We start from the raw sequence: 26,424 nt of genomic DNA on the forward strand, positions 1-26,424 counted from the left end.
CTCACAGACCCTCATCCGGATAAATTGCTTCCACAAAGTAGAGCCCTTGTGGCGGCGCGTTAAGTCCTAATTTGGCTCTGTCTTTTGCCGCTAGGGCATGGCCGATTTGTGCCTCGTCCCATGTCCCTTGGCCGACCAGTTTTAGGCATCCGACCATGGATCGAACCTGATGATGGAGGAAGCTGCGGGCGTCGGCATAGATTCGAATTTCATTATCTTCTCGCTCCACATCGAGGCGGTCCAGCGTCTTCACCGGGTCTTTCGACTGGCATTGAACGGAGCGGAAGGTGGTGAAGTCATGACGCCCGACCAGCGACTGCGCAGCCCGGTGCATCGCCTCGTGGTCGAGCGGCTGTGCGACATGCCAAACCTGGTTCTTGGCAAAGGTCAGCGGCGCACGCCGATTGCAGATGCGGTAGACATATCGCCGCTCCACACAGCTAAAGCGCGCGTGCCAATCATCGGGCACAATCTGGCAATCGAGAATGGCGATAGGGTCCGGGCGAAGATGCGCATTGATCGCCTCGGACAGGCGGAACGGGTCGATGTCTTTCTCAAGATCAACGTGGGAGCGCATCCCCAAAGCATGAACGCCAGCATCGGTGCGCCCGGCGCTGTGCAGCACCGCGTCCTCACCCGTTATCCGGTGAAGCGCATCCTCGACCGACTGCTGAACCGAAGGCCCATGCTTTTGCCGCTGGAGCCCGTGGAAAGGCGTCCCGTCGAATTCGATGGTGAGGGCGTATCTGGTTTTTGGGCGGGTCACTTAAGCACGGTCCCCGCCGCAATCGGCCTTCCGCGCAAAAAGTCCTCGCGGTTCATCGCGGGTTTGCCTGCGCGCTGGAGCTTGAGCGGACGGATCGCGCCTTCGCCGCAAGCGATGGTGAATTGATCGTCAAGTACTTCGCCTGATTGTGAGCTCCCGCGCAGGCGGGAGCCTCCATCGGATGGCAGGAGGTCCCCGCCTTCGCGAGGACTCTCAATCTCCTCAGCCAGAAGCAGCTTCACCCGCTCATCTCCCCCATCGTTTTGTAATTCAAACCACGCGCCGGGGAAGGGCGCTAATCCTGCCACATGGCGCACCAATTCATGCGCAGGCCGCGACCAGTCAATCCGTGCCTCGGCCTTGTCGATCTTGGCTGCATGGGTGGTGAGGGCATCATCTTGGGCGATAGGCGGATAGGCCTCAAGGTCAGCCAAAACCTCCACCATCACACTCGCGCCCATTTCCCCAAGTTCACCGAACAGCTCGCCCGTTGTCTTGGCCCCAATCGGCGTCCTCACGATATGCCGCATGGGCCCAGTATCGAGCCCCGCTTCCATCTGCATGATGGTCACGCCCGTCTCTTCATCCCCCGCCATAATCGCGCGGTGAATAGGCGCGGCCCCCTCCAGCGCGGCAGGATCGAGGCGTGGATATTAAGACAGCCATGCGCTGGCGCATCGAGCACGGCCTGGGGTAAGATCAGCCCATATGCGGCCACCACGGCAATATCAGCCTCTAACGCCGCAAACTCAGCTTTAGCCTCCTCGCCGCGCAAAGATTTGGGATGACGCACCTCAAACCCCATCTCCTCCGCCTTCGCCTGAACAGGGGAAGGGCGCAGCTTTTTACCACGGCCCGAACGGCTAGGCGGCTGGGTGTAGACGCAGGCGATTTCGTGGCCCGCCTCGTGCAGGGCCGCCAAGGCAGGCACCGCAAAATCGGGCGTTCCCATAAAAACTATGCGCATAAGGGGCACTCGAAACCTTTGTGAATTGAACCAAGCGCCCTATCTCTCCCCACATGGCATCGCAAGAGATCGAAGCTTTATCCAGCGCATTGGCGCGTTTGCCGGGTCTGGGCCCGCGCAGCGCGCGGCGGGCTGTGCTGTGGTTGGTCAAGAACCGCGAGCGCGCTTTGCCGGACTTGCTCGAGGCACTCGACGCGATTTCGCAAACGCTGGTCGAGTGCGAAACCTGCGGCAATGTCGATACCGTGAACCCCTGCGGCATCTGCGCTGACCCGCGCCGCGATGCGAAATCGCTGTGTGTGGTCGAGGATGTGGCGGACGTTTGGGCACTGGACCGCGCGCGATTGTTCCAAGGGCGCTACCATGTGCTGGGCGGAAAGCTCTCAGCCCTCGACGGCATCGGCCCCGAAGACCTCAACATCGCCTCGCTCATAGAGCGCGTGTCGGAAGGCGAGGTGGATGAAGTGGTCCTCGCCATGAACGCCAACCTCGAAGGGCAAACCACCGCCCACTACCTCGCCGAGCGGCTGGAGGAGCACAAAGTGCGCATCACGCAGCTCGCACACGGCCTTCCAGTGGGCGGGGAGCTCGATTACCTCGACGAAGGCACTTTGGCACAGGCGCTGCGGGCGAGAAGGCCTGTGGGTTAGGCGGCCTGTGGGATAGGCCCACCCCATTGCAGCTAAGCTCACCTGCGGTTCACTAAGCTTCATTGCCCCTCCCGCTTGCGGGAGGGGAGTAACCGAGCGCCAAACAACCCCCTCCCGCCTGCGCGAGGGGCAGTGAGACTTGCCAGCTTGCTGGCCTAGTCGCAGCGGGGTGGGCATCCCACGAAACCCCCGATCACCCTGATCGAAGTGTTCCGCTTGCAGAACCTACCCAGCCGCCCTAAATCGAGCTCATGGCTATCCGCGAAATCATCGAAGTGCCGGACCCCCGGCTCAAACAAGTCTCTGTGCCCGTCGAACCCCATGAGTTTGGCGACGAGCTTAAACAGCTCGCCGACGACATGCTCGAGACCATGTACGACGCCCCCGGCATTGGCCTTGCCGCCATCCAGATCGCCATCCCCAAGCGCTTGCTCGTCATCGACCTGCAAGAACCCGATGAGGACGCAGAGCCTGAGGTTGACGAGGACGGCAACGAGCATCTGCCCATCAAAAAAGCCCCGCGCGTTTTCGTAAACCCGGTGATTACGCCCGAGCCGCAAGAAATGAGCACCTTCCAGGAAGGCTGCCTGTCTTTGCCAGAGGTTTTCGCCGATGTGGACCGTCCCGCGTCCTGTATGGTCGAGTACCAAGACCTCGATGGCGATCACCACAAAGAGCACATGACCGGCATGTGGGCGACAGTGATCCAGCACGAGATGGATCACCTCGAAGGCATCGTCTTCATCGACCACCTCTCGCGCCTCAAGCGCAATATGATGCTGAAGAAGCTCAAAAAACTGCGCGCTGCGTAGTTTGCTTTGCGAAGGCGCATCCGCGCCTTCATCCTCGCTAGACGGGCAGGCAAGCTGCCCCCGCTGCGGGTGCACGGTCGTGCTTGCGACGCTTCGCGCCGTTCTTGCGCTTCCCTCTCCCTCTTCGTCATCCCGGACTTGATCCGGGATCCATTTATCGGTTCGGATCAGTTTTCAGAAGTGCACGGATTTCGCTTGCAACTGTCCCCGACACTATTCAGGGGATATCCAACAAAGCGCTAGTGTTCCGTTTATGTTCCATGCTATAAGCAGGCATGGAAAATGCGATTCTTCTTATCATCACTTTGGTCATTGGCTTGGCGCTTGGCGGCGGGGCGGGGTGGTTCTTTGCCTCGCGGCCTATCGCCGATTTGCGCGAAAGGCTTACCGCGAGCGAGGGGCAATCGCGCGGACTTGAGGCGGGCCTTGGCGAGGCTAACGCAAAGCTTGCTGCCGCTGAGGTGAGGGCGGCGCAGGCCGCGACCTTTGAGCAAGAGCGCAATGATGAACGCACCAAACGCATGGCCTTGTCAGAGCGGTTGACGCAGATCGAAACCACTGCGTCCGAACGCGAAAAAGCGCATGAGGAGCAAAAGCGTGCGCTGGTTGATGCACGCACCGCCATGCTTTCAGAGTTTAAGGCGACCGGCGCAGAAGTTCTCAAGGCGAACCAAGACGACTTCCTGAAACGCGCCGAACAACGCTTCCGCCAGTCGGAAGAGGCGGGCGAGGCTAAGATCAAGGCGCTGCTTAATCCGGTGGGCGAAAAGCTTGCCAATTACGAAAAGCAGGTGAGCGAGCTAGAGGCCAAGCGCACCGATGCGTTCGGCCAGCTCCACGGCCTCATCCAATCCATGCGTGAGGGCCAAGAAGAAGTCCGGCGCGAGGCACAGCGTCTGGGCAATTCGCTCACCAACGCGCCCAAAGCGCGCGGGCGCTGGGGGAGCGAGCCTTGCAAAACCTGCTCGAGCAATGCGGGCTGGCGGAGCACACCGATTTTCAGATGGAGCAGTCCATCGACACCGAGGAGGGCCGCCTTCGCCCCGATGCGATTGTGCGTATTCCCGGCGGCAAAATGCTGGTGATCGACAGTAAGGTTTCGTTGAATGCCTACCAAGAAGCGTTTGAGGCCGAAACCGACGAGGCGCGTGATGCGGCGCTGGCGAACCACGTGCGCTCGATGCGCGGTCATGTGAGCACTCTGGGGGCTAAGAGTTACCAGTCGCAATTCGAAGAATCGCCCGATTATGTGGTGATGTTTGTGCCGGGTGAGCACTTTGTAGCCGCCGCCCTCGAAGCCGACCCGGACCTTTGGAACTTCGCCTTCGACAAGCGCGTGCTTCTCGCAACGCCGACCAATTTGGTAGCGATCGCACGCACGGTCGCGCAGGTTTGGCGGCAAGACGGCCTTGCCCAAGAGGCTCAGGAAATCGGGCGAATGGGCGCAGAACTTTACACCCGCCTCGAAACCGCAGCCTCGCATCTCAAGCGGGTTGGCGGAGGCCTCGAAACAGCGGTCAACAATTACAACAAATTCGTCGGCAGCTTTGAACGCAACGTCCTCTCCTCCGGCAAGCGTCTCGCAGAAAAAGGCGTCGAAATCGGCAAGCGCGAGATCGAGGAAGTGCCGCTGGTGGAAAACACCCCGCGCTACAATGCGGCAGATGCCGCCGGTGTTAGCGACGAAAGCGAAGCGGCGAGCGCATTGCCTGCTCTTGATGGCGAGCTTGAAGCGGGCGAATAGCCGGGGTTAAAATGGGGCTCGAACCGGCCTCAAATACGGTCAGTTTCCTACCCCCGGCCTATGGGGTAAGGCTTTTGTCAGCCCAAATCCGAAAGCCCCGCTCATAAGGAAATCCGGTACCGCCCTGTTTCTAACTGTCCCTTATTCTCCAACATGAAAATTGAGGGAATACAATAGGTAAGCGGGTATTCAGTAGGGATTTAAGGCACAGCGGTGTTCCTTAAGTCCAACAAGGCGCTGCTCAAACGGCCTCGAGCACCTCATACGCCAAAACCGCCCCCGCAACGGCCGCATTGAGCGAATCCGCGCGGCCTTTCATTGGCATGGTGACGCGAAGGTCGCATTCGGCTTCGTAAGCTTCGGGAAGGCCCTGAGATTCGTTGCCCACGAGAATGAAACAAGGAGATTGATACGCAGCACCGCGGTAAGGCACCGCATCGCGCAAACTCGCCGCCACCAGCTGGCCCGCGCCCGAACGCAGCCAAGGCACAAACTCATCCCACCGCGCCCGCGCCAGCCCTTGGGTGAACACCGCGCCCATGCTCGCCCGAACAGCTTCGGCGCTGAACGGGTCAGCGCAATCGTCGATAAGGATGAGCCCGCCAGCGCCCACCGCATCGCCTGTGCGCAGCATGGTGCCAAGGTTGCCCGGATCGCGCAGGTCTTGCGCCGCCAGCCAGATGTTGGAGGCGCCCCGGTCTAGACCAGAAAGTGAGGTATCGAATTCATCAAACACGCCAACAACGCTTTGCGCATTGGACTTGCCCGTGATCTTCGACAGGATGTCAGGGGGTGATAATCACCTCGCCGCCTGCGGCTTCGATCTCGTTTTCGAGCCGCTCGATAAGCGGATGGGTATCGCGCCCCTCGGCCATCACAAGAGTGGTAGGAACAAATCCGCTGGAGCGTGCGTCCTCGAGCAGCCGCAGCCCCTCAACCAGAAATTGCCCGGCGCGTTTGCGCAGCTTTTCGCGCAGCGAGCGCAGATATTTAACCGCCGGATTGGAGAAACCAGAGATATGCTTGCGCATTACGGGGCTAACTCAGTCTTCGCCAAAGCCGTCTTCAACGAGCGCCACCAGCTCGGCAAGGACGGTATCAGCGCCCGTACCATCCACGATAAGCTCAATATCGCTGCCCTTAGCAGCGCCCAGCATCATCAGGCCGAGAATAGATCCGCCCGCCGCCTCGTTGCCGTCCTTGGCAACCTTGACCATCGCCCCTTCAGGCAATGCCGCAACAGCGCCGACAAATTTCGCGCTCGCCCGGGCATGAAGCCCGCGTTGGTTTACGATGGTGACGGTCTGTCGAAGCTCCCCCATTGCCCCGGCCTAACTCCCGCCGCTGGCAGCGCGAGCAGGCTTGGACTGGGTTCGGCCTTCTGGTCCCGCATCTGCGCCCAGAAGTTCGCTGGCGATAGTGATGTAATTGCGGCCTGCGATCTGACCTGCCTCAACGGCCTCGACAACGCTCAAATTCTTGCGCGCTCCGGCCAGACGGATGAGCATGGGCAGGTTGATGCCAGCGATCACCTCAACCCGGCCAGCATCCAGCAGGCTGATCGCCAAATTCGATGGAGTGCCGCCAAACAAATCGGTGAGAATTATGACGCCGCGCCCCATATCGACGTTACCGATCGCTGCGGCAATGTCATTGCGGCGCTGTTCCATATCGTCATTGGGGCCGATGCAAACGGTTTCGACAGCAGACTGCTCGCCGACAACGTGTTCCATTGCTTCGACAAAGTGGTCGGCCAAGCGACCATGCGTTACGAGGATCAAGCCGATCATTCTTCGAAATTCGTCCGTTCGTACCAAGGCGTGTTTCGTTTGTACCAAGGCGTGTTTGCTAAACCCAGCCGGGGCCTAACACCAACCTGAGGCCATGATGCAAGTCCTTAATGCAATCCTTGGCACTAATTTTCATAGGTGCCCTCAAGCGTATCAGCCACCCGTGACTTTAAATTGCGATGCTGAACTGTGGGTGAAAAGCCAGCCTCGCGCAAGGCTGCGGCCATGCTTTGGGCGGTGAAAACCGAGCGATGTCTCCCCCGGTACAGCCAAAAGCGATATGGACATAGGCTTTGCCTTGCGCCTGATATCTGGGCAAAACCGTGAGCAGCAGCGATTTTATTTGCCCGAAAACCTCGCCAAATGCCGGGTCTGTTTTGATGTGGGAGCCGACCTCCGGATCGAGCCCTGTTTTCTCGCGCAGTCCATCAACCCAGTGCGGATTGTCGAGGAAACGCATGTCAAACACGAGATCGGCAAGCGGGGGCATGCCGCGGGCAAAACCGAAACTGGAAACCGTGATGCTGGGCTCGGCCTGATGCTCTTTGCTGAAAAGTTCGCGAACGCGCGATTGGAGATCGTGGGCGGTTTGTTCGCTGGTGTCGATCACCACTTCAGCCCAGCGCCGCAGCGGATCAAGCAGCTCGCGTTCTGCGGCGATGGCGTCTTGTACGGTGCGTTCCTGAGCCATCGGGTGCCTGCGCCGGGTTTCGTTATAGCGCCGCTCAAGCTCGCTCGTTTTGCAGTCGATGAACATAAAGGTGAGCGCCAGATCGCTGCGCTGCGCCATCTGCTTAATCAGAGCGATGATTTCACCGGGTACAAATCCGCGTGTTCTGGAATCGAAACCAATTGCCAGCGGTGCGCGGGTTCCTTGATCGCTGGAGGCGCTGTGCTCATTCGGCTCTCCGATCAGACGTTCGAGCATGCGGATGGGAAAATTATCAATGGTCTCCCATCCCAAATCTTCAAGCACATCAAGCGCGGTCGATTTACCAGCCCCGGCGAGGCCGGTCACCAAGAGCAATTGTTGGCTCTGATCAGAGGAGATGGGAATGGCGGCCATGCGTGCTTACCTCTTTCGCCTTGTCAAAATCGGAGCCCGTGTTTCGACAGAGCCATTTCTGCTCTGAGTGCCGGGGTTATTGAGCCGGGATGGAACGGTATGCAAGGCACTTCTAGCCCGAGAAGCGACCTTTGCGGTATAGCCTCAGGCAGTCGTTCGTCCTGCGCACCGAGGGATAAGATGAGAGATAGGGGGCGGGGCGGGGATAAAGGAAAGCTGAAAAGCCCGACCCCTCGCAGTTCCAAGAGACCCTCGATATTGGGCGGCGGGCTTGCGAGCAGATGGCTGGTTGCCCGCGTCAAACGGACCGCATCATCGCCGATCAGCAACGCGCCCCGGTCGATCAGGGCGAGGGCGAGCGAGGATTTGCCGCTACCCGGCGGCCCTTCGAAGGCTAGCGCTAACTCGCCGATGGCGACCACGCTTGCGTTGAACACTGTACCGGCGTTTTCAGTCAACCTGTCCCTCACTCATGCATGCCATCACATCACATCACATTACTCAGCCAGCGGGAGCTGCAACTTCAAGCAAGCGCCCTCAGCGCCGCCCGGCCTGCCTTGGGCGATGAGCGATCCCTCGTGAGCCTCTGCAATAGCCCGGGCAATGGCAAGCCCGAGGCCGGAGTGATTACCAAAGTCTTCACTGTCAGGCCGCACGGAATGGAAACGCTGAAAAACCTTTTCGCGCGCTTCTTCTGGAATGCCGGGACCAGCATCGCAAACGGTGATCGTCACACAGTTTCCATCATTGTCGATCATGACCTCGATCGGTGCATCAGCAGGAGAGAACGAGACCGCATTGTCGAGCAGGTTTTCTATGACCCGCTCAAGCCTCGCGCCAACGCCCAAAACCTCAGCCTTGAACCCGCGTGTTTCAAGTTCAATCCTGTGATCGTGATTTTCAGAGCGGTTTTCACGGCTTCCAATGATGGCATTGATGAGATCGGTCATATCAATGCGTTCAAGTGTCGCCCGGCTCATCTCCGCATCAATCCGGCTGGCATCGGAGATTTCGCTGACCAGCCGGTCTATGCGCCGAACGTCATGGGTGGCGATCTGTTCAAGCTCGCGCCTGGTGTCCGCGTCTTTGACCATGGGCAGCGATTCAACCGCGCTTCGCAGAGAGGCCAGCGGGTTCTTGATTTCGTGCGCCACGTCCGCGGCAAAACTATCGACTGCATCAATTCTCTGGCGCAGGGCACGGGTCATATCAGATACCGAGCGGGCAAGCTGTCCGATTTCGTCCTTGCGTTCCGGCAGGCGGGGCACTTCGACATCGCGCTCGCGCCCCAAGCGCACTCTTTGTGTTGATCCTGCGAGCAATTGGAGCGGCGAGACTATGGTTCGGGCCAAATATAGCGAAAGTGCTGCAGATGCGCCGAGGACCAACAGAACGGCAGTGATCAAAGCTGTACGGGCCGCGCGAACGCTTTCTGTGATATCGGAGGCATTGCGAACGGTCAGAAGGGTTGCGCCTCTGAGCCCCACGGGAGCTGCCGCGGTAATGACCGGGGTGCCATCAAGCCAGCGGTATAGGCGGATCTGGCTAAGCCCCTTCTCGCGCGCTTCGACAAGCTCAGGCCAAGCGTCCGCCGTCTGGCCCTCGGGCTCAAGAAAGTCGGGCACAGCCTCAGCGCTCACAATCGCATCCACGGTCCGGTCGAGCCAGCGCGCGAGTTCCTGTTCCCACGTGTCGTTGGTGATGTTGTGCAGCTCAAAAGCCGGATCCGCGAGGGCAAAGCTGTCTGCCCATAATCGCCCTTCGGCATCGAACATCCGCATGCGCATGCCTTGTTCAAGGCCAATTTGAACGAGCAGCGCCTCTTGCCGCTCCTTGGTTGCTCCTGCCAATGCCTCGGCGGTGATTTGCGCTTCGATCCGGGCGAGCTTGAAACGTTCATCAATCAGCTGAGTGCGATAGGTGTCGAGGTAAAACAGTCCTCCGGAAAGCAGCGCGAGCGGAAGGATGTTCACCACCAGGATGCGCCCGGTGAGAGAAAAGCGCGTAAAAAAGCTGGGCCTTTCAGCGGCGTGCCCAACCGGCTGAAGAGACGGTTCGGCTGCGTCTGTGTTATTGGCGCTGTTAGCCATCGGTGTAGCTGTAACCTGCGCCATAAAGGGTATCAATTGCGCCGAAGGTCGGGTCAACCTGGCGGAATTTGCGGCGCATGCGTTTGATGTGGCTGTCGACGGTGCGGTCGTCGACGAAGACATCATCGGGATAGGCTGCGTCCATCAATTGATTGCGGCTTTTGATGACGCCGGGCCGCGCGGCGAGCGCTTCTAGGATCAGAAATTCGGTTACGGTCAGGCTCACAGGCCGATCGTCCCATTTTACGTGGTGGCGCGCGGGGTCCATGTACAGGCGGCCGCTGTTGATCCCCGCCGGTATCGTCTCGTGTGCTGGCGCATTGGCCCCAAACGCTCTTTCCGGCTCAGCGCGGCGCAAAATCGCTCTGATCCGCGCGGTCAGGAGCCGCAGGCTGAAGGGTTTCGCGATGTAATCATCCGCGCCAAGTTCAAGGCCCACCTCTTCGTCGGCCTCGTCGTCTTTGCTGGTCAGGAAAATGACGGGGAGGGCAGAATGCGCGCGTACCCGGCGCAGCAATTCAAGTCCGTCCATCTTCGGCATCTTAATGTCGAAAACGGCCAGATCCGGCGGGTTTTCAATGAGCGCCTTTAGAGCGGTCTCGCCATCAGAATAGAGCCGCGTCACGAACCCCTCGGCCTGAAGGGCGATGGATACAGTGGTCAGGATGTTACGGTCATCGTCAACCAGAGCGATCTCTACGGCCTCATCGGATGTATCACTTCCTTCGGCGGATTGCTCATTGTCCTGCAACTCGCCGTTCACCGTTCCGCCAGTTACCGTGTCGCCAGTTACCGTATCACCTGTCATTGTGGGCCGTCCTCATGCGCGCGTCATGGTCAGACTAGCGGCAAGATCGGTGGGAAACAATCTTACCGGTATACGCTCAACACCTAGGGCGAAGAATTTTGTGCGAAGGCAATAACGCCGACGCTCGGCAGGAGCCAGGTAAGTGAGGCTTATATTTGCGCGGTTTGGTGCAGGTGCGAGATAAATGTGTAAGCGAATGCTGCGATGCGGCGATAACCGAGGAGGGTTTGACGCCGCTTTATGTGGGCGATATGCGACTAGCTGCCTCTTGGGATCAGGTGATTTCGTGCGAATCGAAAGCGTCTTTATGCGCGGTCGCCGCTCTTTCTTTGGTCCCTGAATGCATACGTATGCGCACATTCGCAAAGCGCGCTTGGGCAAACTTGCAAAGCGCGCCTGCGCGAACCGAAGACGTCTTAGGAGAATACACGTTGACCCCCGCCGCAACCCCTCTAGCTCAGTCGCTATCTTCACATGGTATTGAAACGGCTGCCACTATCCATCCAAACCTTGGCACCTCTGCTTTGGTTGAGGCCGCTGTTGCCGCAGGCGAAGGTAAGCTTTCCAAACATGGAGCGTTGGTGGTGAAGACGGGCGCGAAAACGGGGCGCAGCGCGAAAGACAAGTTTATCGTGCGCGACGAAACGACCGAGGACACCGTGTGGTGGGGCAAGGTCAATGCCAGCATGACGCCTGAACACTTTGCCAACCTCAAGGAAGATTTCCTCACAGCGGTTACGGGCAAAGACACGCTTTATGTCGCAGACCTGTTCGGCGGCTCTCAGCCAGAGCACCGTGTGAATGTGCGCGTCATTAACGAGCTTGCCTGGCACAACCTTTTCATCCGCACGATGCTGGTGCGTCCCACGGCCGAAGAACTGGGTGACATTGCACCTGAGTACACCATCATTGACCTCCCGACCTTTAAGGCAGACCCCGAGCGCCACGGCACCAATTCGGAAACCGTGATCGCGGTGAACCTAACTGAGAAACTTATCCTGATCGGCGGCACACGTTACGCAGGCGAGATGAAGAAGTCAGTTTTCGGTATCCTCAACTACCTGCTTCCCACCAAAGGCGTCATGCCGATGCACTGTTCGGCCAATATCAGCGCTGATGGCAAGACGGCGGTGTTCTTTGGCCTCTCGGGCACAGGCAAGACGACGCTTTCCGCAGATGCCTCGCGTACGCTCATCGGTGATGACGAGCACGGCTGGTCAGACACAGCAGTCTTCAACTTTGAGGGCGGCTGCTATGCGAAGATGATCCGCCTCAGCGAAGAAGCAGAGCCGGAGATCTACGCCACCACCAAAATGTTCGGCACAGTGCTTGAGAACGTCGTGATGGACGAGCAAACTCGCGAGCTTGATCTCGACGACAACACGCTCGCCGAAAACACGCGCGGGGCGTACCCCATTCACTTTATTCCGAACACGAGCGAGAAGAACCTCGGTCCTGCGCCGAGTAATGTGGTGATGCTCACCGCTGATGCGTTTGGCGTTTTGCCTCCGATTGCCCGTCTGACCCCTGACCAGGCGATGTATCACTTCCTCTCAGGCTACACCGCGAAAGTTGCTGGTACAGAGATCGGTGTGACCGAGCCGGAGGCCACCTTCTCGACCTGTTTCGGCGCCCCATTCATGCCGCGTCACCCAAGCGTTTACGGCAATCTTCTAAAAGAGCGTATCGCCAAGGGCGGCGTTCAGTGCTGGCTGCTGAATACTGGCTGGACCGGCGGCAAATACGGTGTCGGTAACCGAATGCCGATCAAGGCGACGCGTGCACTTCTGAACGCTGCGCTTGATGGCAATCTTGAAGGTGTTGAATTTCGCAAGGATGCAAACTTCGGGTTCGACGTGCCTGTGCATGTGCCCGTGCTCGCCGAGGCTGGGATTGACCAGACAATCCTCGATCCGCGCAGCACCTGGGATGACAAAGCGGGCTACGATGCGGCGGCTGAGAAACTCGTACGTCTCTTCATCGACAACTTTGCTGAGTTCGAAGCGCACGTAGACGAGGGTGTACGCCAAGCCGCGCCCGCAGGTGCAGTCGCTGCCTAAAGCAAAATCCTAATTCCGAGCTGGAGAGGGAAGCCTCGCATGGCGCGCCCGTTACATGAAGGTGTAACATGGTGCATCATGCGGGGCTTTTGCTTTTATTGCACCTATGTTTGAGAGCCGCTTTAGGGCAATATCATTTCGCGGCCCGTGATGGGCGACGATTCGAAATTGGAGAGAAATCATGAGTATGCTCGACGGAATATTGCAACAGGTTGCCGGTTCGCCCGATACTGTGGCAAGCCTTGCTGATAAGGTTGGCCTTGATCCTGGCATGGTCGAAAAAGCAGTCGCCGCTCTTGGTGCAGCACAGCCTCAGGATGGCGACACCGTCCAGCTCGCTGCGCAGAAAACGGACCTTGATGCGGGCCAGCTGTCTCAGATCGTCACTCAGCTTGGCGGCGAAGATGCGCTCAACGACCTGGCAGGAAAAATCGGCGGGGACTCAAAGCTCTCTGGCATCATGAGCATGCTCGACCGAGACGGTGACGGCAATCCGCTCGACGATATCGCAGGCATGGCCAGCAGTTTCTTCGGCAAGAAGTAATACGCACAGACTAAGCTAGGAGAGAAGCTATGAGCTTAGCGGCAATGCTGCAACAATCAGGTGCGATTTCATCAATGGCGCGCGAGCTTGGAATTGATGAGGGTACAGCCAAGACGGCGGCAGGCGCGCTTTTGCCGGCGATCGTGGCTGGCATGGGGCGCAGCGCTACAGGCGGCAACTCAACCCCTGATCCTCTGGGCGGCCTTGGCGGTCTCGCAGGCGCTCTTCTGGGCGGCGGCAATTCTCAAGGTGCGGGCGGCGGATTGGGCGGAATGATTGGCGGAGGGCTGCTTGATGCGGTGCTCGGCTCCAGTCCAACGCCGACCCAGCCAGGCAATGATATCCTCGGCAATATTTTCGGCACGAAAGACGTCAGCCGCTCGGTTGCCGGCGAAGTTGCCGGGGTCACTGGCCTTGATGAGGGGCTTCTTAAAAAGATGCTCCCGATCCTCGCGATGGCGGTCGCTGGTTATATGGCGAAACAGGCTGGTTCGAGCGGTGGCCAAGGTGGCGGTAATCAGGGCGGCGGCGCTCTAGGCGGCATCCTTGGTTCTATCGTTGGCGGAATGATGCAGCGTTAAACACAGTAAACGGACAAACAAAAACGCCGCGTGGGCCGTTGGGCGCACGCGGCGTTTTTTTGCGGCTTCAACTTAGCCTGGTTTATCAGCCCTTGAGGTGCGGCGGGACAATACCGCCCGCTGACGCCATTTGATTGAGCACAGCTTTGTGAAGCGCAATGTTGTCTTCTGCGCTGCCAGAATAATCGGTGTTACCCATCTCAGCTGCGAGCGCCTTGCGGTTGTCATAACTCGGGTCAATCCGGACCAGCTTCATCAGATCAACAATCGAATTCTGCCAGTTGAGCTTATCAGAGCCCGGAATAGCAGCAATGCGTCGCTCGACCTCTTCGGTGCTGATCGCAGCGCGCTTTTCCTCGGCGGGTGCTGCTGCAGGAGCCGGCGCGGCCGCTTTCGTCTCTTCCGCTTCGTCCGAGCCGAAAATTGCATTTGAAATCGAACTGAAAATTCCCATTCTTGCCTCCTTGGATGGTAGCGCGCGAAACTAGCGGTCATGTGGGTGCATGGCCAGCCCATTTACAAGGGGCGAGCCAAAGTCATATGGGGACCTGATGACAGACCTGATCTTTTCGATCGTGATGCTTGCCGCGTTCCTGCTTTTGGCGGGCGCATATGTGTATTGGAAGCGCACTGGCGAGGTGAAACAGCCAGCTCTTATGGTGATCTTGGCCATGATTGCGATTGGCAATGTGCTGATTTGGACCATCCCGACAGCTGATGGGACCTCACCAGCCGAACAAATCGGTGCAGCCGAGGCGCAATAGCGCCCCGGCCAAAAAGCGGCGATCAATCAGGGATTTGCCAATTAACGCTACTGGAATAACTGCCTGCGGCAGCAGCCCCCCGCGCGTCCTTTGCCGGGTCAAATTTGGCACGCTCCTGCAACAATTGGCACGTCGCTTTGTCGAGGACATCGTGCCCAGTGGAGCCTGTGATCGTGCAAGAGCTGACGCGGCCTCTTTCATCAATGCCAAGGGTAAAGCGCGCCGTGCCGGTCAGCTCGCGCCTGATCCAGGAGCTGCGATAGTCATTTGTCGTGATCCAGCCTCCCGGATTGCCCCTTGGTGAGGCTTTCACCGGATCAGCTAAGGGGGCGGGGTTTACGTCCGGAAAGCCTGCGCCGAGCGGTCCAAGCTCGCCGCCCCAATCATCATTCAAGCCGCTTCCAAAGGTGATGGGAGCGTCTCCAGCCAGGTTGACATCGGGTGATGGCATTGGCCGCGGTGCTGGATTGTCGAGCGGGCTTTGGACTGGGTTGGTCTCTGGAGTTTTCGGGGTCACGTCGGGTGGAGGTACGGGGTCGACTTCGGGCTTTACGGGCACAAAAACACCCGTTGGATTTGGCTTTGGAATGGGGATCGTCCCATTCACAGCCAGCCCGATTACAAGAATTGCACCGAAGCTGGCAGGGACGCCCAATGCGCCAAAAGCGGCGAGGGGGTTAGGGCGCCTTGCGGTAGTCGCATAGGTCATGAATTCTCTCCTCACATGATTAGCGATGGAGAGAAGGTCTCACGAGTTTTTGCGAATGACAAGCAATATCGAGTTGCAAACGGCGACCCATCGCAAAGCGCAACCCGTTGCTAAATAGAACTAATCTGCGAATATATTGGGCGGCTGACTGAGTGTAAGCCGCCCAATTCTATCACTTAATTGGACAATCCGGCGAGAGGCGGAAATTGAGATAATTGTCCACGCTGCCCATCATGTCTTCCATTTCGTTCTCGAAAAAATGGTTGGCGCGCGGGATTTCGTCGTGGTGGATGGTGATGTGTTTTTGCGTGCGCAGCTTGTCGACAAGCTTCTGCACAGCGCTTGGCTGGACTACAGTGTCGGCGGCGCCTTGAACGAAAATCCCGCTGGCTGGGCAGGGCGCAAGGAATGAAAAATCATACATGTTGGCAGGCGGTGCAACAGAGATGAACCCGCGCACCTCGGGGCGGCGCATCAGCAATTGCATGCCGATAAGGGCACCGAATGAGTAGCCTGCGACCCATGTTTGCTGCGCCTCGGGGTGGATGGACTGCACCCAATCGAGCGCGGAGGCGGCATCGGACAGTTCGCCAACGCCATTGTCGAAGGAACCTTGCGAGCGTCCCACGCCGCGAAAGTTGAAGCGAAGCGTTGCAAAGCCGCGGTCTGTGAAAGTCTTATAAAGACGCTGAACGATCCGGTCGTTCATGGTCCCGCCGCCTTCGGGGTGAGGATGGAGGATCATGGCGACAGGCGCGCGCGGGCGTGGTGGGGGCGAAAAACGACCTTCGAGACGGCCCTCTGGGCCGGGAAAGATGACGGATGGCATCAAATACCCTTTATGAAATGAGTTGCGCTGAAAACTATGGCGTAACACCGGCTGGTGCCAGCGGTTGAGGGCTCTATATAAGCATTTGTACAAGAGTGCAATTTTTTAAGAATCGATCGCAATAAGGCTCAACTTTGACCAACCGAGTGTATCTCGACCACGCCGCGACCACGCCGCTGCGCCCAGAGGCTAGGCTAGCTATGGAGGAGGGTTTTGCGCTCTGGGCAAACCCATCAAGCCCGCACGGCGAGGGGCGCAAGGCCAAGAACGCGCTTGAGGATGCAAGGGCGCGGATCAAGGCGGCGTGCAAATGGGACCACGAAGTGATTTTCACCAGCGGGGCGAGCGAGGCGCTGTGGATTGCGCTCAATCGTTCGAAGGCTTCGCGGCGAGTTGTCAGCGCGGTAGAGCACGACGCGGTTTTTCGGGCAGCGCCAGATGCTGAGATTTCGTCCGATGAGAGCGTGTTTGACCCCGAAACGCTTTTGGCTGTGCAGCACGTCAATTCAGAAACCGGCGTGATCAATCCGGTCTCCCAAATGCGCGAGGCGATAGAGCCCACCGGTGCGCGGCTGCTTGCCGATTGCGCGCAATCTGCCGGTAAGCTCGGCCTGCCAGATGCTGATATGGCCGTCGTGTCTGCGCACAAACTTGGCGGACCGATTGGCATCGGGGCGCTTCTGGTGCGTGATTATGCGCCGCTTGAGCCTATGGGAGGGCACGAGCGCGGCTATCGTCAAGGTACAGAGAATATGCCGGCAGCGATGGGATTTGCTGCTGCGCTTGAGGCGGGCGATTGGGCGACCACGGCGGCTGAACGAGCGGGCTTTGCAGGCGAGCTTGGCGATGAATTGCTGACCTTTGGCGAGCAGACCGATTATATCTTTGCGCTTTCGCATCCGAGCATGAGTGCGCAGGCTCTCCTGATCCGCTTGGATGCAATGGGGATTGCGGTATCAGCGGGGAGCGCGTGTTCTTCGGGTACGCTTAAGAAAAGCCGTGTGCTTGATGCCTTTGACGTCAGCGACGAAGTGGCCGCGCGCACCATTCGGGTGAGCCTTGGCTGGAACACCACCACAGCGGAGTTAGACCGCTTCTTGGAGGCTTGGCGTAGCCTCAAGTGACCCACCCGTCATCCTGAACTCGTTTCAGGATAACCCTATAAACTACGCGCCAAGCTTCGATGGTTATCCTGAAACGAGTTCAGGATGACGTTGAATTGCGTTAGAGGGTGCGAGCAATGATTTATCTCGACAACCAAGCCACCACGCCGTTGGCCCCAGAAGCGCGTGATGCGATGATCCGTTATCTTGATGGCCCGGACGGCACGGGTTTCGGTAATCCGCATTCGCCTCACCGCATGGGCCGTCAGGCAGCCGCTGCAATCGAAGCGGCGCGTGACAAGGTTGCGGCGCTCTTCCCGCCCGGCGGCAAAGTGATCTTCACCAGCGGCGCAACCGAAGCGCTCAACCTCGCCATTCGCGGGACGCATGGGATCGACGGGAAAGGCGGAAAGGGCAGCGCTGTCTTCTCGGCAATCGAGCACTCAGCCGTTGGCGACACCGCGCGAGGTGCAGGGCTCTCCAAAATGCTGGAGGTGGACGGCGACGGGTTTTGCGATCCTGCTCAGGACATTGGGAAAAACGCGCGTCTGATCGCGGTGATGCAGGTCAACAATGAGATCGGCACTATCCAGCCGACCCTCGATTGGCACCGCCGCGCAAAGGCTGAAAACGCCCTGTTTCTGGTCGATGCGGTGCAAGCATACGGGAAAATTGCTGTCGCTGGCGCTGATATGCTCGCGGTATCAGCGCATAAGCTCAACGGACCCAAAGGCGTCGGCGCGCTTTGGGTGCGCGACGGGGTGGAACTTGAGCAGGTGCAAACGGGCGGCGGGCAGGAACACGGCCTTCGTTCCGGCACACTCTCGCCTGCGCTTGTCGCTGGGTTCGGTGCAGCAGCGGCGCTTGCCAATGAACGCATGAATGAGGACGCGGCGCACGTCGAAGCCCTATGGCACCGCGCGCGCGAGCACTTTGACGGCTGGACGCTCAATGGCAGCGATAAGGCCCGGTGGTATGGCAATATTAACATCCGTCGCGACGGGCTCGATGTGGCCCGCCTTATGTCAGATTGCCGCAATATCATGTTCTCCGCCGGAAGCGCGTGTGCCAGCGGTTCGGGCAGGCCCAGCCATGTGCTCAAAGCGATTGGGCTAAGCGATGCAGAGGCGAAAAGCTCTATTCGTTTGGGCTGGGGGCGTTACACGAGCAAGGATGATATAGATGAAGCGGCCAAAGCCATTTTGGCGGCCCAAAAGGAGCAGGAATTGTGGGGCTGAAAGTCACCTTTATTGATCCCAAGGGCGCCCGCGCGGAATGCGAGGGCGAGGTGGGGGACAATCTGCTCAAGCTTGGTCAAGGCGCTGGCCTGCCCCTTGAAGGAACGTGCGAAGGGCAGATGGCCTGCTCAACCTGCCATGTGATCGTCGCAGCCGAATGGTTTGAGAAGCTGGCCGAGGCGTCCGAAGAAGAAGAGGACATGCTCGATTTCGCAGCTGGGGCTAGGCGGACGTCGCGATTGTCGTGTCAGATTGATCTTACCGCCGAGATGGACGGCCTCACCGTAAGCGTGCCGGGCGAGAGCCATGATGCACGAGGATTGTAGGGCCGAAACGGGCAAGGGCCCCAAACCAAAGTCCTAAACAAAAATTCAAAAAAACCCGGCCGCATTGTACAAACGCGGCTGGGTTTTCGATGTCAGCAGGCCAAAACGCGGCCCGGTGTAGTTAGGCGTTTTCCAGGACTTCCTCGCTGGAAATGGCAACCGCGTCCATCAACGCTTCGGTGAAGGCGGGAATATCGTCCGGATTGCGGCTAGTGATAATATTGCCATCCACTGCCACTTTGCGGTCCACCACATCACCGCCTGCATTGGCAAGGTCGGTGCGCACGGAAGGCCAGCCGGTCACAACTTTTTCTTCGACGATATCCGCTTCAATCAGCAGCCACGGTGCGTGACAAATCGCAGCAATCGGCTTGTCTGCGTCGTCGAACGCTTTGATGAGGTCAATGACCGTTTCATTCATCCGCAGGATATCAGGGTTCATTTGCCCGCCGGGCAAAAGGAGGCCATCAAACTCATCGACATCCACCTCATCGACTGCCTTATCGACCGCAACACTGCTGCCCCAGTCGCCATCTTCCCAGCCCTTGATCTCGCCTGTTTCCAAACTTGCGATGACCGTTTGCGCTCCTGCTTCTTCAAGCAGCTGCTTGGGTTGTTCCAGTTCTGACTGTTCAAATCCATTGGTTGCAATGATGAGAATGTTTTTCATAGCTCGGTGTCTCCTTAATCGTTGGTCCACCTTACTTATGGGTGAGGTTTATGGTCGTTCCATATTCGCCGATTGCGCATGGCGGCACCGAGATATCCAGTGCACCATAAATGAGCCTTTACCTGCGATCCCATTTCTTGGGAAAATGAACCAATGTTCAGGATTGCCCTCTGTGCCGCATTCTTAGAATAGGCACGAAAACCCCAGAATTCCGCCGTTTTTCAAGTTTGGCACAGGGTCTGCAAAGTAGTTGGCATACAGCGGAGGCACTCTTCGCAACCACGAAAACACTGGAGACCAACAATGACCAACACAATGAATTCTTTCGCCGCAGCCGCTCTTTCAATCATCGTTTCAATCAGCCTGCTCGCTTACGCAATCGTGCCAGCAAGCCCAGCGATGTTCGCCTAATTCACCTCTCAACCCCAAGACTCATTTCAAAGGAATTTCAACCATGACACTTTCACAAGACAACTTCTTTGCAGCAGCTCTCTCGGTCCTCGTGTCGGCCAGCCTGTTTGCTTATGCCATCATCCCCGCCAGCCCGCTCGGCCTAGTCTAAGCGCTGCCGGGGCCCGGCAGCCACCCAGATCCCCGAAGATCAGCCCCCAAAGATCAATCCTGCCAGACCGGAGACCCTAAAATGCCCCGCAACAACTCCCTTTTCGCCGCCGCCCTATCGGTCCTCTCAACCGCCGCAGTTTTTGCCTCAGCCATTGCCTTGAGCAACCCCAGCATCCTCGCTTAGGCGGTCTGCGCTTTCCCCCGCCTAGTCCCTCCCGCGTCCAGTCCCTCCCGCGCCCAGTCCCTCCCGCGTCCAGTCCCTCCGCGCGCAATTCCCCATGCGCCAGTCCCCAAGGGCGCACCGGCTTCTCTCCCCTAAGAGCCGGCGCGCCCTTTTTCGCGAATGACGCACTCACCTTAAGTAGATTGCTCTTTTGTTTCATCGAGCGGTGGGTTTCCGGCCGCCTTCTTCGCCTTAGTCTTGACCCAACGCCAAGATTTAAACACGCCAAACCCGGCAAGGCCAATCGGCAAAAGAACGGTGAAAGCCATCATCAAAAAGGCGATGACACTACCCAAAATAGAGCCGAGTGAGTTCCATGCATCGCGAATAGGTTCGCTAAAGCTGCCAGAGGCGCGGCTGCCGGATTCGTAACTGATCGTCATCTGGCTGAATGCAACACGTCCGCGCATCTCATTGAGCCAGCTTTGCGCTTGGTCAATTTCCTGGTTCACCTGAGCCACGCCGCGTTCAGCCTCGACCAGTTCGGCCACTGTGCCGCTGCGATTGCGAAGAATGTCCATCAGGCGATCACGCAGCACTGTGCGAGCGCGCAATTTGGCTTGCGTATCGACAATTTGTTTGGAGAGGTCTTCGCCGGTTATGGATGATGAGACGAGCGTACCGTCAACTGACCCCGAACTGGCCTCGAGTTCCTTTGAAAACTTGCGTGCGATGTCTGCTGCCACTGCAATTTGGAGATTGCCGTAAGCATAGTCGCCGTCCGAGTCCGTCTGATCCATCGAGATAATGCGACATTGCGATGGCCCACGTGCTTCGCAAAGGTCTGCATGGCGCTCCTGCAAAGGCTTGATCCCGTCCGCAGGCAGGCGAAAACCGAGTGCATAGCGGTAGGCAATTTGGGGTGCTGCTACTGTGTCACCGGGTTGCGTGGAGCTCTCAGTCGAGGAAGCGTCGCCCTCAAGTGAAGCTTCATCCTCGCGTGCCTCCATCGAGGCCCGCATCGGCGCCTCTGCGAGATCGGCGGTGGCCACGCCCTCGGCTTCCATATCGCTGGCCTGGCTGCACGCCGTCAGAGCGAAAGCGAGCGCTCCCAATGAAATAAATGACTTACGCATATGACTCTCCCTTCAAGGAATTCCGGTTTTGAAGAACAGGGTATCCTTAGCCGTCGCCTTATTCTTGCCACATTCTCACCATGGTTCAAGGCTGCGCGAGATTTATGTAATAGGCGGACTAGGTCTAGCGGCGACGATCGGCCGGCAAGGATCCTTTCTCTGTGGAAACTGCTCTCCCCGTGGACGCTGCGCCTTGCTAAGCGTGGGCCATGGCTGACCCCACAACTCAAGACGACACCGATCCATTCGACGCAATTGTCGATGCGCCTTTTGATGCCGCATTGTCGGAGCGCTACCTTGTTTATGCGCTTTCGACGATCACTGCGCGTTCGCTTCCGGACCTGCGCGACGGATTGAAGCCTGTGCACAGGCGCCTGCTTTGGACCATGCGCCAACTAAAACTTTCGCCCGACAGCACGTATAAGAAATCCGCCCGCGTCGTGGGTGAGGTGATTGGTAAATATCACCCGCACGGCGACACTGCTGCCTATGATGCCATGGTGCGCCTCGCTCAGGATTTCTCGCTGCGCTATCCGCTGGTTCAGGGTCAAGGGAACTTTGGCAATATCGACGGCGATAATGCCGCCGCATACCGGTACACCGAAGCGCGCCTGACCAAGACCGCGATCCAGCTTATGGAAGGGCTGGATGCAGGCACCGTTGACTTCATTCCGACCTATAACGGTGAGGAGGAAGAGCCTGAGCTTATGCCGGGCCTTTTCCCGAACCTTCTTGCGAATGGGGCCAGCGGGATTGCGGTTGGCATGGCGACCAACATTCCCTCGCACAATGCCGCTGAGGTGATTGATGCGACGCTTGAGCTGATCGACAATCCCCATGCCGAGCATGAGCGTTTGATGGAGCTGATGCAGGGGCCGGATTTTGCGACTGGCGGGCAATTGGTGGATAGCGCGCAAGTGATCTCAGAAGCCTATCGGACGGGCCGCGGATCATTCCGTTTGCGCGGTGTGTTTAACGCGCCCGAGGCCGAGAATACCGAGGACCAAGCAGCGGGCATTGAGCGGCTGGGCGGCGGGCAATGGCAGCTTGTCATCACCGAAATTCCGTATCAGGTGCAAAAGGGCAAGCTGATTGAACAGATCGCTCAGGCGATTGCCGATAAGAAGTTGCCGATCCTCGACGATGTACGCGACGAATCCGATGAGAGCATTCGCATTGTGCTCGTACCGCGCACCCGCAACGTTGATCCCGACCTTTTGAAAGAGAGTATTTTCAAGCTCACCGATATGGAGACCCGCTTTGGTCTCAATATGAACGTGCTGGATGCGACCCGTACACCGATGGTGATGGGGCTGAAAGAGCTGCTTCAGAACTGGACTGCGGCGCAGATCGAAATCCTGCAGCGCCGGACCCAGCACCGCCTTGACCAAATCGCTCGGCGATTGGAGCTGGTTGAAGGCTATATCACCGCATTCCTCAACCTTGACCGGGTGATCGAGATCATCCGTTATGAGGATGAGCCAAAGCAAGTGATGATGGCTGAGTTTGGCCTCACCGATCGTCAGGCTGAAGCCATCCTCAACATGCGCTTGCGGAGCCTTCGCAAGCTTGAAGAGATGGAACTGCGCACGGAGAAGGATACTCTTCTCAAAGAACAAGATGAGCTGAACAAGCTTCTCGAAAGCCCGGCGCGCCAACGCACGAGGCTTAAGAAAGACCTGCGCGCTATCCGCAAGGATTATGCCGAGGACACAGCCCTTGGTGCACGCCGCACGCGGATTGAAGAAGCCGCGCCTGCGGTTGAATTCTCGATGGACGCCATGATTGAGAAAGAGCCCGTGACGGTGATCTTGTCGCAGAAAGGCTGGATCAGAGGCGCGAAGGGTCACGTGGATTTGGCTCAGGAATTCAAATATAAAGAAGGCGATGCGCTTGCCTTTATCCTTCACGCGCAGACCACCGATAAGATCTTGATCGCAGGGTCCGACGGGCGGTTCTACACGCTTGGCTGTGACAAACTTCCCGGCGCGCGCGGTTTTGGTGAGCCGGTGCGCAATATGATCGACTTGCCTGCTGAAACCAGCATAGCCACAATGCTCGTGCACAAGCCCGAAGGCCGTCTGCTGCTTGCCTCTTCCAATGGCAAAGGCTTTATCGCTGAGACGAAAGAGCTGATCGCGGAGACCAAAAAGGGCAAGCAGGTGGTGAACCTCAAAGGCACCGCCAAGCTGAGGGTCATCCGCGAAATCCCCCAGGGCCACGATCATGTCGCGGCAGTGGGCGACAATCGCAAGCTGATCGTCTTCAACATGGAAGAAATGCCCGTGATGGCGCGCGGGCAAGGCGTGATGCTCCAGCGCTACCGCGACGGCGGGCTTTCTGATGCGACCACCTTCACGCTTGAAGAAGGGCTTAGCTGGCAAATGGGCGGTTCGGGTGACCGGACTCGCACTGAAAACGACATTTGGCAGTGGAAGGTGGCTCGCGGTGCTGCTGGCCGCATGCCGCCGCAGGGCTTTCCGAAGAACAACCGGTTCTAGGCCTGCCCACCCCCAACGATGCGTGGGAATCGCAATAAGAACTTGAGAATACCCCTCCCGCAAGCGGGAGGGGAGCGAGACTTGCGAGCTTGCTCGTTAGTCGCAGCGGGGTGGGCCTTCGCAGGCCTAAGTGGACAGAACTTCCGTCAAGATCGCCTCTACCCGCGCCTCATCAGGAAACCCTTCCGCGACCCATTGACGTTCAACCGTCTGCAAGACCCGCGCAACCTCTGGCCCTGCAGCCACTCCGCGTGCGACAATTGCGCCGCCTTTGAGCGGAAAAGTGGGCGGCTCCCAAGTGGCTAGTGCCTGTGCATCAGCACCAAGCAGGAGCAGCCGGTCCACGGCAAAGGGCACGGTGATCGTATAGCCAAGCGCCCGCGGGTTCTCAGCATCGCTCGCCAATCGCTCAGACGCAGAAACGAGCCGCGCACGCTGAGCCTTGGAAAGACGCAACCGAGCGGCCACCCCTTCGGCGATATCGGGCGAGGGGGAGAAGCGCGGCCAAGCGGCGAACCGCATCAGCCGGGATATTTTGCGCGACTTCATGGAAGATGAGCGTGCGCAGCGCCTTCACATGCGGCTTGCAAGTCTCAGGCAGCACAACGCCCAGAACGCCGCGATCAAACATGCGCTCCACCGCCGCACCGGGAGCGGGTAGGGCGAGGAGGCGCAGGATTTCATCGGCCACCCGTTCGCGGCTCAGCCCTTTGAGAGTGGCGGCAAGCTCAGCGCAGGCCTTTTCCGCTTTATCATCCAGCTCAGCGCCAAAGCGGGCCTGAAACCGGTAATAGCGAAGGATGCGCAAATGGTCCTCAGCGATACGTTCGCGGGCGTCCCCGATAAAGCGCACACGGCGCGCCTCAAGGTCGGCAAGGCCGCCGAAGTAGTCTGAAATCTCTAGGCTTTCAGGATGAGCATAGAGCGCGTTGATGGTGAAATCGCGGCGCGCTGCATCGTCCTTCCATTCGGTTGCAAAGGCGACCGTTGCGCGCCTGCCATCGGTGGCGACATCCAGGCGAAGCGTTGTGATCTCGGCCGTTCCATCGTCAAGGATCGCGGTGACTGTACCGTGATCAATCCCGGTTGGGACAGTGCGTATCCCTGCCGCAGCGCATCGGTCGATGACCGTGTCCGGCGTCAGCGTGGTGGCGCAGTCAATGTCGTGCACCTCAGCGCCGAGCAATGTGTCGCGCACTGCGCCGCCCACCCAGCGGATATTGTCCGCCCCCAATGTCTGGGCAAGCAGTTTGAGGCCGTCGCGGCGGGGCCAATCAGCGTTTGCAAGTGTAGGTTTCACGGTAGATAGAGCGCTAAACAGAATTGCGCTGTTGGAGCAAGTTTAGACTATTTCGAGCGGGTCCAATCAGTGAGCCCAATCAGCGCGTCCATTCAATACGGCGCGAAAGGTTGGCAATGATCGCAGCGGTCACGCCCCAAATTCGAAATCCTTCGTAATCCATCTCAAGATAACCGCGCATTTGCCCTTTCCAGAACACCTCCTGCCTGTTCCACGCGGCAGGGTCGAGCAGGAGAGAGAGCGGGGGTTCAAACCAGGCCTCAACCTCGCCGGGGTTGGGCATGAGGGGCAGGTCTGGCGGCACAACAGCAACCACCGGGGTCACATCAAAGCCGGTGCCGGTTGTGTAGAGGTCGCTGGTGCCGATCACGCGCACTTGGTCGCGGGGGAGGGCCAGCTCCTCCTCTGCCTCGCGCAGGGCTGCCGCCACTGGGTCTTCTCCCGGCTCGCACTTGCCGCCCGGAAACGCGACTTGGCCGGGATGATCGCGCATATCGCGAGGGCGCTGGGTCAGAATGACACCGGGCTCTGGGCGGTCAGTGACCGCGATCAACACCGCCGCAGCGGTCTTGCGATCACCGCTAGCCAGATTGGCATCGGTCAAGAGGTCGCAGATGGTCTGCGCATGGCCCTGATCGTAAAGCCGGCTGAGTTTTTGGAAGAGGTCCACCCTCAGCCTTGAAGCGAAAAGAGCGCGCCTTGGCTAGAGACGATCCAATCATCTCCCCCGGTTTCCAGCGCGATTTCAGCAAGCTGGGCGTAAGTGGAACGATTGAGCCGTGCCTCAAGCCCGCGCCGGACATGCAAATAAATCGCGGGAGTGTCGTGATCGCCTGCAATGCGCAATTGGTTGTCAGGGCCAGCAACAACCAGATCATCAGTGCTCAGGCGAAATGCGAGATCACCGCTTTTGGCCACGCAGTCCACCGCAATGAAGGCCGCATCATCGACCTCGATTGTGAGCTTTTCAAACGGCGTCACCAACCAATGCTGACCCGCATCATCGCGAGTGAGAAGCCCTGAGAAGGCGCGGACCATTGCAGGGCGGCGTATGGGGCCGCCTTCGTGATACCAAGTCCCATCGCCCGCGATACGCATAAAACTATCACCCAGCTTTTGGGGCTGCCAGCTCTCGACCGGGGGCAGTTTGCGCGCCTCAACCTGGGCTGCAATTTCGGCAAGGCTGAGCTCAGCCAAATAAGGAGGCGGTTGGTAAGGCATGTTGGATGGCTCGATGGCAGAG

Annotated in this window: 26 protein-coding genes and 5 pseudogenes; 13 read left to right on the forward strand and 18 right to left on the reverse strand. The window is 58.5% G+C overall.

The genetic code is table 11. The features are described 5' to 3' along the window. Position 1: 1 nt before the first annotated feature. The 3 genes and pseudogenes from truA to AC0V60_RS02975 all read right to left on the reverse strand — a co-directional run. Positions 2–766 (reverse strand): tRNA pseudouridine(38-40) synthase TruA, encoded by a 765-nt coding sequence (gene truA, locus AC0V60_RS02965; RefSeq protein ID WP_486177063.1) that lies wholly within the window; start codon positions 764–766, stop codon positions 2–4. Next, positions 763–1,227 (reverse strand): methionyl-tRNA formyltransferase, encoded by a 465-nt coding sequence (locus AC0V60_RS02970; protein WP_486179416.1) that lies wholly within the window; start codon positions 1,225–1,227, stop codon positions 763–765. The genes truA and AC0V60_RS02970 overlap by 4 nt, the downstream gene beginning before the upstream one ends. Before the next feature lie 33 nt (positions 1,228–1,260). Then, a pseudogene (locus AC0V60_RS02975) lies at positions 1,261–1,733 on the reverse strand (methionyl-tRNA formyltransferase); the annotation flags it as partial. A gap of 53 nt (positions 1,734–1,786) precedes the next feature. Here AC0V60_RS02975 and recR point away from each other — a divergent pair. The 3 genes and pseudogenes from recR to AC0V60_RS02990 all read left to right on the forward strand — a co-directional run bounded on the left by recR (position 1,787) and on the right by AC0V60_RS02990 (position 4,939). Further along, a complete protein-coding gene (gene recR / locus AC0V60_RS02980; RefSeq protein WP_486177064.1) occupies positions 1,787–2,383 on the forward strand; it encodes a recombination mediator RecR in 597 nt (198 codons plus the stop codon). 251 nt (positions 2,384–2,634) lie between these two features. Continuing rightward, positions 2,635–3,195 (forward strand): peptide deformylase, encoded by a 561-nt coding sequence (gene def / locus AC0V60_RS02985; RefSeq protein ID WP_486177065.1) that lies wholly within the window; start codon positions 2,635–2,637, stop codon positions 3,193–3,195. Positions 3,196–3,470: 275 nt separating this feature from the next. Further along, a pseudogene (locus AC0V60_RS02990) lies at positions 3,471–4,939 on the forward strand (DNA recombination protein RmuC). 241 nt (positions 4,940–5,180) lie between these two features. On the opposite strand, the pseudogene AC0V60_RS02995 reads toward AC0V60_RS02990, so the two are convergent. From AC0V60_RS02995 to AC0V60_RS03025, 7 genes and pseudogenes are all read right to left on the reverse strand, one after another. Further along, positions 5,181–5,970: pseudogene (locus AC0V60_RS02995) on the reverse strand (TrmH family RNA methyltransferase). Between the two features lie 12 nt (positions 5,971–5,982). Then, a complete protein-coding gene (locus AC0V60_RS03000; RefSeq protein WP_486177066.1) occupies positions 5,983–6,261 on the reverse strand; it encodes an HPr family phosphocarrier protein in 279 nt (92 codons plus the stop codon). Between the two features lie 9 nt (positions 6,262–6,270). After that, on the reverse strand, positions 6,271–6,729 hold the full coding sequence (locus tag AC0V60_RS03005) for a PTS sugar transporter subunit IIA (protein WP_486177067.1): 459 nt from the start codon (positions 6,727–6,729) through the stop codon (positions 6,271–6,273). A 125-nt stretch (positions 6,730–6,854) separates the two neighbouring features. Beyond that, positions 6,855–7,795, reverse strand: a pseudogene (gene rapZ / locus AC0V60_RS03010) (RNase adapter RapZ). A 23-nt stretch (positions 7,796–7,818) separates the two neighbouring features. Continuing rightward, on the reverse strand, positions 7,819–8,253 hold the full coding sequence (locus tag AC0V60_RS03015; RefSeq protein WP_486177068.1) for an HPr kinase/phosphorylase: 435 nt from the start codon (positions 8,251–8,253) through the stop codon (positions 7,819–7,821). Between the two features lie 39 nt (positions 8,254–8,292). Then, entirely contained in the window at positions 8,293–9,909 is a 1,617-nt protein-coding gene (locus AC0V60_RS03020; RefSeq protein WP_486177069.1) for an ATP-binding protein, read from the reverse strand. After that, positions 9,878–10,693: a response regulator gene (locus AC0V60_RS03025; RefSeq protein ID WP_486177070.1), complete on the reverse strand. Its 816-nt coding sequence runs from the start codon at positions 10,691–10,693 to the stop codon at positions 9,878–9,880. Before AC0V60_RS03025 ends, AC0V60_RS03020 begins: the two co-directional genes overlap by 32 nt. A gap of 431 nt (positions 10,694–11,124) precedes the next feature. On the opposite strand from AC0V60_RS03025, the gene AC0V60_RS03030 reads away from it, so the two are divergent. The 3 genes from AC0V60_RS03030 to AC0V60_RS03040 all read left to right on the forward strand — a co-directional run bounded on the left by AC0V60_RS03030 (position 11,125) and on the right by AC0V60_RS03040 (position 13,878). Further along, positions 11,125–12,753 (forward strand): phosphoenolpyruvate carboxykinase, encoded by a 1,629-nt coding sequence (locus AC0V60_RS03030; RefSeq protein ID WP_486177071.1) that lies wholly within the window; start codon positions 11,125–11,127, stop codon positions 12,751–12,753. Between the two features lie 181 nt (positions 12,754–12,934). Then, positions 12,935–13,297, forward strand: a complete 363-nt coding sequence (locus tag AC0V60_RS03035; protein WP_486177072.1) for a hypothetical protein — start codon at positions 12,935–12,937, stop codon at positions 13,295–13,297. A 29-nt stretch (positions 13,298–13,326) separates the two neighbouring features. Further along, the gene (locus tag AC0V60_RS03040) at positions 13,327–13,878 is read left to right on the forward strand and encodes a DUF937 domain-containing protein (protein WP_486177073.1); all 552 of its coding nucleotides are present in this window, start codon (positions 13,327–13,329) and stop codon (positions 13,876–13,878) included. Between the two features lie 85 nt (positions 13,879–13,963). On the opposite strand, the gene AC0V60_RS03045 is transcribed toward AC0V60_RS03040, so the two are convergent. After that, a complete protein-coding gene (locus AC0V60_RS03045; RefSeq protein ID WP_486177074.1) occupies positions 13,964–14,332 on the reverse strand; it encodes a DUF3597 domain-containing protein in 369 nt (122 codons plus the stop codon). A 97-nt stretch (positions 14,333–14,429) separates the two neighbouring features. On the opposite strand from AC0V60_RS03045, the gene AC0V60_RS03050 reads away from it, so the two are divergent. After that, positions 14,430–14,642, forward strand: coding sequence for a hypothetical protein (locus tag AC0V60_RS03050; protein WP_486177075.1), 213 nt, complete (start codon positions 14,430–14,432; stop codon positions 14,640–14,642). 22 nt (positions 14,643–14,664) lie between these two features. On the opposite strand, the gene AC0V60_RS03055 is transcribed toward AC0V60_RS03050, so the two are convergent. Both AC0V60_RS03055 and AC0V60_RS03060 read right to left on the reverse strand, forming a co-directional pair. Then, complete coding sequence (locus AC0V60_RS03055) at positions 14,665–15,351, reverse strand: energy transducer TonB (protein WP_486177076.1); 687 nt, start codon at positions 15,349–15,351, stop codon at positions 14,665–14,667. A gap of 172 nt (positions 15,352–15,523) precedes the next feature. Then, complete coding sequence (locus tag AC0V60_RS03060) at positions 15,524–16,180, reverse strand: alpha/beta hydrolase (protein ID WP_486177077.1); 657 nt, start codon at positions 16,178–16,180, stop codon at positions 15,524–15,526. Positions 16,181–16,380: 200 nt separating this feature from the next. Here AC0V60_RS03060 and AC0V60_RS03065 point away from each other — a divergent pair, with 200 nt between their 5' ends. From AC0V60_RS03065 to AC0V60_RS03075, 3 genes are all read left to right on the forward strand, one after another. Further along, on the forward strand, positions 16,381–17,304 hold the full coding sequence (locus AC0V60_RS03065) for a cysteine desulfurase family protein (RefSeq protein ID WP_486179417.1): 924 nt from the start codon (positions 16,381–16,383) through the stop codon (positions 17,302–17,304). Between the two features lie 116 nt (positions 17,305–17,420). Next, positions 17,421–18,521, forward strand: a complete 1,101-nt coding sequence (locus AC0V60_RS03070; protein WP_486177078.1) for a cysteine desulfurase family protein — start codon at positions 17,421–17,423, stop codon at positions 18,519–18,521. Beyond that, the gene (locus AC0V60_RS03075; RefSeq protein ID WP_486177079.1) at positions 18,512–18,847 is read left to right on the forward strand and encodes a 2Fe-2S iron-sulfur cluster-binding protein; all 336 of its coding nucleotides are present in this window, start codon (positions 18,512–18,514) and stop codon (positions 18,845–18,847) included. The genes AC0V60_RS03070 and AC0V60_RS03075 overlap by 10 nt, the downstream gene beginning before the upstream one ends. 121 nt (positions 18,848–18,968) lie before the next feature. Here the strand turns inward: AC0V60_RS03075 and AC0V60_RS03080 are convergent, their stop codons facing one another. Beyond that, a complete protein-coding gene (locus AC0V60_RS03080) occupies positions 18,969–19,517 on the reverse strand; it encodes a type 1 glutamine amidotransferase domain-containing protein (RefSeq protein ID WP_486177080.1) in 549 nt (182 codons plus the stop codon). Between the two features lie 303 nt (positions 19,518–19,820). On the opposite strand from AC0V60_RS03080, the gene AC0V60_RS03085 reads away from it, so the two are divergent. Together AC0V60_RS03085 and AC0V60_RS03090 are read left to right on the forward strand one after the other, a co-directional pair. Next, entirely contained in the window at positions 19,821–19,928 is a 108-nt protein-coding gene (locus AC0V60_RS03085; RefSeq protein WP_486177081.1) for an enoyl-CoA hydratase, read from the forward strand. Between the two features lie 43 nt (positions 19,929–19,971). Continuing rightward, positions 19,972–20,079, forward strand: a complete 108-nt coding sequence (locus tag AC0V60_RS03090) for an enoyl-CoA hydratase (RefSeq protein ID WP_486177082.1) — start codon at positions 19,972–19,974, stop codon at positions 20,077–20,079. Positions 20,080–20,438: 359 nt separating this feature from the next. Here the strand turns inward: AC0V60_RS03090 and AC0V60_RS03095 are convergent, their stop codons facing one another. Continuing rightward, a complete protein-coding gene (locus AC0V60_RS03095) occupies positions 20,439–21,380 on the reverse strand; it encodes a DUF4349 domain-containing protein (protein ID WP_486177083.1) in 942 nt (313 codons plus the stop codon). Positions 21,381–21,589: 209 nt separating this feature from the next. Between AC0V60_RS03095 and parC the strand changes: the two genes are divergently transcribed. Further along, complete coding sequence (parC, locus tag AC0V60_RS03100) at positions 21,590–23,881, forward strand: DNA topoisomerase IV subunit A (RefSeq protein WP_486177084.1); 2,292 nt, start codon at positions 21,590–21,592, stop codon at positions 23,879–23,881. Between the two features lie 126 nt (positions 23,882–24,007). Here parC and AC0V60_RS03105 read toward each other — a convergent pair. The 3 genes and pseudogenes from AC0V60_RS03105 to AC0V60_RS03115 all read right to left on the reverse strand — a co-directional run bounded on the left by AC0V60_RS03105 (position 24,008) and on the right by AC0V60_RS03115 (position 26,402). Next, positions 24,008–25,181 (reverse strand): annotated as a pseudogene (locus tag AC0V60_RS03105) (CCA tRNA nucleotidyltransferase). Positions 25,182–25,260: 79 nt separating this feature from the next. Then, the gene (locus AC0V60_RS03110) at positions 25,261–25,851 is read right to left on the reverse strand and encodes a CoA pyrophosphatase (protein ID WP_486177085.1); all 591 of its coding nucleotides are present in this window, start codon (positions 25,849–25,851) and stop codon (positions 25,261–25,263) included. 2 nt (positions 25,852–25,853) lie between these two features. Next, positions 25,854–26,402, reverse strand: a complete 549-nt coding sequence (locus AC0V60_RS03115) for a DUF1285 domain-containing protein (RefSeq protein ID WP_486177086.1) — start codon at positions 26,400–26,402, stop codon at positions 25,854–25,856. Between the last annotated feature and the right edge of the window lie 22 nt (positions 26,403–26,424).

Source organism: Erythrobacter sp. S259 (assembly GCF_057364965.1).

Excerpts from the sequence above, each read along its gene's own strand:
- AC0V60_RS02970 (WP_486179416.1), bottom strand. The coding sequence starts at position 1,227 with ATGGGCGCGAGTGTGATGGTGGAGGTTTTGGCTGACCTTGAGGCCTAT.
- recR (WP_486177064.1), top strand. The coding sequence starts at position 1,787 with ATGGCATCGCAAGAGATCGAAGCTTTATCCAGCGCATTGGCGCGTTTG.
- def (WP_486177065.1), top strand. The coding sequence starts at position 2,635 with ATGGCTATCCGCGAAATCATCGAAGTGCCGGACCCCCGGCTCAAACAA.
- AC0V60_RS03000 (WP_486177066.1), bottom strand. The coding sequence starts at position 6,261 with ATGGGGGAGCTTCGACAGACCGTCACCATCGTAAACCAACGCGGGCTT.
- AC0V60_RS03005 (WP_486177067.1), bottom strand. The coding sequence starts at position 6,729 with ATGATCGGCTTGATCCTCGTAACGCATGGTCGCTTGGCCGACCACTTT.
- AC0V60_RS03020 (WP_486177069.1), bottom strand. The coding sequence starts at position 9,909 with ATGGCGCAGGTTACAGCTACACCGATGGCTAACAGCGCCAATAACACA.
- AC0V60_RS03025 (WP_486177070.1), bottom strand. The coding sequence starts at position 10,693 with ATGACAGGTGATACGGTAACTGGCGACACGGTAACTGGCGGAACGGTG.
- AC0V60_RS03035 (WP_486177072.1), top strand. The coding sequence starts at position 12,935 with ATGAGTATGCTCGACGGAATATTGCAACAGGTTGCCGGTTCGCCCGAT.
- AC0V60_RS03040 (WP_486177073.1), top strand. The coding sequence starts at position 13,327 with ATGAGCTTAGCGGCAATGCTGCAACAATCAGGTGCGATTTCATCAATG.
- AC0V60_RS03045 (WP_486177074.1), bottom strand. The coding sequence starts at position 14,332 with ATGGGAATTTTCAGTTCGATTTCAAATGCAATTTTCGGCTCGGACGAA.
- AC0V60_RS03050 (WP_486177075.1), top strand. The coding sequence starts at position 14,430 with ATGACAGACCTGATCTTTTCGATCGTGATGCTTGCCGCGTTCCTGCTT.
- AC0V60_RS03055 (WP_486177076.1), bottom strand. The coding sequence starts at position 15,351 with ATGACCTATGCGACTACCGCAAGGCGCCCTAACCCCCTCGCCGCTTTT.
- AC0V60_RS03060 (WP_486177077.1), bottom strand. The coding sequence starts at position 16,180 with ATGCCATCCGTCATCTTTCCCGGCCCAGAGGGCCGTCTCGAAGGTCGT.
- AC0V60_RS03065 (WP_486179417.1), top strand. The coding sequence starts at position 16,381 with ATGGAGGAGGGTTTTGCGCTCTGGGCAAACCCATCAAGCCCGCACGGC.
- AC0V60_RS03070 (WP_486177078.1), top strand. The coding sequence starts at position 17,421 with ATGATTTATCTCGACAACCAAGCCACCACGCCGTTGGCCCCAGAAGCG.
- AC0V60_RS03080 (WP_486177080.1), bottom strand. The coding sequence starts at position 19,517 with ATGAAAAACATTCTCATCATTGCAACCAATGGATTTGAACAGTCAGAA.
- AC0V60_RS03085 (WP_486177081.1), top strand. The coding sequence starts at position 19,821 with ATGACCAACACAATGAATTCTTTCGCCGCAGCCGCTCTTTCAATCATC.
- AC0V60_RS03090 (WP_486177082.1), top strand. The coding sequence starts at position 19,972 with ATGACACTTTCACAAGACAACTTCTTTGCAGCAGCTCTCTCGGTCCTC.
- AC0V60_RS03095 (WP_486177083.1), bottom strand. The coding sequence starts at position 21,380 with ATGCGTAAGTCATTTATTTCATTGGGAGCGCTCGCTTTCGCTCTGACG.
- parC (WP_486177084.1), top strand. The coding sequence starts at position 21,590 with ATGGCTGACCCCACAACTCAAGACGACACCGATCCATTCGACGCAATT.
- AC0V60_RS03115 (WP_486177086.1), bottom strand. The coding sequence starts at position 26,402 with ATGCCTTACCAACCGCCTCCTTATTTGGCTGAGCTCAGCCTTGCCGAA.